This window comes from Ruegeria sp. HKCCD6119 (assembly GCF_013110585.1).
Classification (GTDB): domain Bacteria; phylum Pseudomonadota; class Alphaproteobacteria; order Rhodobacterales; family Rhodobacteraceae; genus Ruegeria.
In genome coordinates this window covers 2,501-6,183 of sequence record NZ_WVQV01000023.1, presented here as the reverse complement: position 1 = coordinate 6,183, position 3,683 = coordinate 2,501, and the positions used below count along the sequence as shown (strand labels likewise).

The window sequence follows — 3,683 nt, the reverse complement described above, 5'->3', positions numbered from 1 at the left end:
AATATTGGTTGCGGGAGTAGGATTTGAACCTACGACCTTCAGGTTATGAGCCTGACGAGCTACCGGGCTGCTCCATCCCGCGACAGTTTTTGTGACCTAGCGCTTACGCTAGTTGAGGTCTTTGGTTGGCCTATCGCTTGCGCTATTTGAGGCCGGGTATTGTGTCATCGTGTTAGAGAGATATGGGCTTTTTCTAGGTTTGGCGGTGACCTACTCTCCCGGGGCTTAAGCCCAAGTACCATTGGCGCGGCAGTGCTTAACTTCCGGGTTCGGGATGGGACCGGGTGTTTCACTTGCGCTATGACCACCAAACCGAGGAAAAGCCCATGTCGACTTTTTTGCGGAGCAAGAAAGCGACAGGTGGCAGGCAGCGTATTCGCTTGCGAATGCGCGGTGCCACTCGGTTATATAATCAACCAACATCGCGGCTTGGCGCTGCGACGCTGTCCATAATCAAGGTCAGTGTATGCTTTTGGTGATTTGTCTTTCCATTACTGGATCAAATCAAGCCTATCGGGCGATTAGTACCGGTCAACTGAACGCATTGCTGCGCTTACATCTCCGGCCTATTGACGTGGTGGTCTTCCACGGCCCTCAGGGAGACCTTGTTTTGAGGGGGGCTTCCCGCTTAGATGCCTTCAGCGGTTATCCTGTCCGATCATAGCTACCCAGCACTGCCGTTGGCACGACAACTGGTCCACCAGTGGATCGTTCACCCCGGTCCTCTCGTACTAGGGGCAACTCCTCTCAAGTCTCCTACACCCACGGCAGATAGGGACCGAACTGTCTCACGACGTTCTAAACCCAGCTCACGTACCTCTTTAAACGGCGAACAGCCGTACCCTTGGGACCTGCTCCAGCCCCAGGATGAGATGAGCCGACATCGAGGTGCCAAACACTGCCGTCGATATGGACTCTTGGGCAGTATCAGCCTGTTATCCCCGGCGTACCTTTTATCCGTTGAGCGATGGCCCTTCCACTCGGGACCACCGGATCACTATGGCCGTCTTTCGACTCTGCTCGACTTGTCAGTCTTGCAGTCAGGCTGGCTTCTGCCATTGCACTCAACGAGCGATTTCCGACCGCTCTGAGCCAACCTTCGCGCGCCTCCGTTACGCTTTAGGAGGCGACCGCCCCAGTCAAACTACCCGCCACGCAGGGTCCCGGATCCGGATAACGGACCGCGGTTAGACATCAAGAGTGCGAAGGGTGGTATCTCAAGGGAGGCTCCACAGGTACTTGCGTTCCTGCTTCAAAGCCTACCACCTATCCTGCACATCACAATCCTGATGCCAGTGCGAAGCTGTAGTAAAGGTGCACGGGGTCTTTCCGTCTAACCGCGGGAAGCCTGCATCTTGACAGGCAATTCAATTTCGCTGAGTCGATGTTGGAGACAGCGGGGAAGTCGTTACGCCATTCGTGCAGGTCGGAACTTACCCGACAAGGAATTTCGCTACCTTAGGACCGTTATAGTTACGGCCGCCGTTTACCTGGGCTTCAATTCAAGGCTCTCACCTCTCCTTTTAACCTTCAGGCACCGGGCAGGCGTCAGACCCTATACGTCGTCTTGCGACTTCGCAGAGCCCTGTGTTTTTAATAAACAGTCGCCACCCCCTGGTTTGTGCCCCCAGCCCCTAGTTGCCTAGGAACCGGGCCTCCTTCTCGCGAACTTACGGAGGTATTTTGCCGAGTTCCTTCAACATCGTTCTCTCAAGCGCCTTGGTATGCTCTACCAGTCCACCTGTGTCGGTTTAGGGTACGGTCTGATGGAGGGCTATTTCCAGGAACCACTCAGCAGCCCAATCAATCCGATAAGATTGAACTACACCTGTGATCCGTCACATCCTCCTGGCCTAGGAATATTAACCTAGTTCCCATCGCCTACGCCTTTCGGCCTCGGCTTAGGGGCCGGCTTACCCTGCTCAGATTAGCTTTAAGCAGGAACCCTTGGACTTTCGGCGAGAGTGTCTCTCACACTCTTTGTCGCTACTCATGTCATCATTCTCACTAGTGATCTCTCCACCGGATCCCTCACAGGCCGGCTTCATCGAAAGAACTCTATCCTGCGCTACCGCCTATTCGGCTACTTGAGCGCGATTACTCGCGCCACATAACCGGCGGCAATACAGGATGAGTTCTATGTCACACTACGCTCTGCTACCATGCCTTACGGCATCCTAAGCTTCGGCTCATGGCTTGAGCCCCGTTACATCTTCGCCGCAGGACAACTTGTTTAGACCAGTGAGCTGTTACGCTATCTTTAAAGGATGGCTGCTTCTAAGCCAACCTCCTGGTTGTTTTGGTCGTCCCACCTGCTTTCCCACTTAGCCATGAATTGGGGGCCTTAGCTGTAGGTCAGGGTTGTTTCCCTCTCCACTACGGACGTTAGCATCCGCAGTGTGTCTGCCATCTAGTACTCCCGGGTATTCGGAGTTTGGTTAGGATCAGTAAGCCTGTGGGGCCCCATTACCCATCCAGTGCTCTACCCCCCGGGGTATTCGGATGACGCTCTACCTAAATAGATTTCGCAGAGAACCAGCTATCTCCGAGTTTGATTGGCCTTTCACCCCTAGGCACAGCTCATCCCGATCCTTTTCAACGGATGTGGGTTCGGTCCTCCAGTAAGTGTTACCTTACCTTCAACCTGGCCATGCCTAGATCACTCGGTTTCGGGTCTGATCCCACGAACTCATTCGCCCTATTAAGACTCGCTTTCGCTACGCCTACACCTAACGGCTTAAGCTTGCTCGTGAGACCAAGTCGATGACCCATTATACAAAAGGTACGCCGTCAGCTCGCAAGGAGCCTCCGACTGATTGTAGGCGTTCGGTTTCAGGTACTGTTTCACTCCCCTCGTCGGGGTGCTTTTCACCTTTCCCTCACGGTACTGGTTCGCTATCGGTCAGCAAGGAGTACTTAGCCTTCGAAGGTGGTCCTCCGATCTTCAGACAGAATTTCACGTGTTCCGCCCTACTTAATACGTCCGTCAAAGCTTCCTATACGGGGCTGTCACCCGCTATGGCCACGCTTCCCAACGTGTTCTAGTCACTTATCCGGCTCGGCTGGTCCCCGTTCGCTCGCCGCTACTAGGGGAGTATCAATTGATTTCCTTTCCTCCGGGTACTTAGATGTTTCAGTTCCCCGGGTTTGCTCTTAAAACCCTATGTATTCAGGTCTTAAGTACCTGTTCATGCTCATTATTGATCAGCTGTGCTAACAATAACAAACATTCAGGTGGGTTGCCCCATTCAGAGATCCATGGATCAAAGCTTATTCTCAGCTCCCCATGGCTTATCGCAGAGTATCACGTCTTTCATCGCCTCTTGCTGCCAAGGCATTCACCAAACGCCCTTCTCGCGCTTGATTTGATCCAGAAAAAGAAAGACTTGATATTGGCACTACCGCCTATTCGGCTACTTGAGTGCGTTTGACCGCACACAACCAAAGCTGCGCTAGTAATCAAATCGATCGAGACCGCCCAGCTGGTAACTAAAGGCAGTCATTCTTCTGAACCAAAAACATACATTTCCCGCCCCCGCCACTTGGACGAGGACAATTGAGCAACCCCATATGGTCTCCCAGCCGTGCAGCTGATCAACGCAGGTCGCTCGGGTTAGTATATTTGACTTGGACAACTCTGTTCTTTTCAGTCGCGATACACGAGACAGGGCCGGCTAGACCCA

At 53.3% G+C, this 3,683-nt stretch carries 1 tRNA gene and 2 rRNA genes; all 3 read right to left on the bottom strand.

The annotated features are described in order from the left end of the window. Positions 1-5 precede the first annotated feature (5 nt). The 3 genes from GS611_RS20960 to GS611_RS20950 all read right to left on the bottom strand — a co-directional run bounded on the left by GS611_RS20960 (position 6) and on the right by GS611_RS20950 (position 3,366). Positions 6-82, bottom strand: a tRNA-Met gene (locus GS611_RS20960). 115 nt (positions 83-197) lie between these two features. Then, positions 198-312 (bottom strand): 5S ribosomal RNA (gene rrf, locus GS611_RS20955). Positions 313-500: 188 nt separating this feature from the next. Next, positions 501-3,366, bottom strand: a 23S ribosomal RNA gene (locus GS611_RS20950). Positions 3,367-3,683 lie beyond the last annotated feature (317 nt).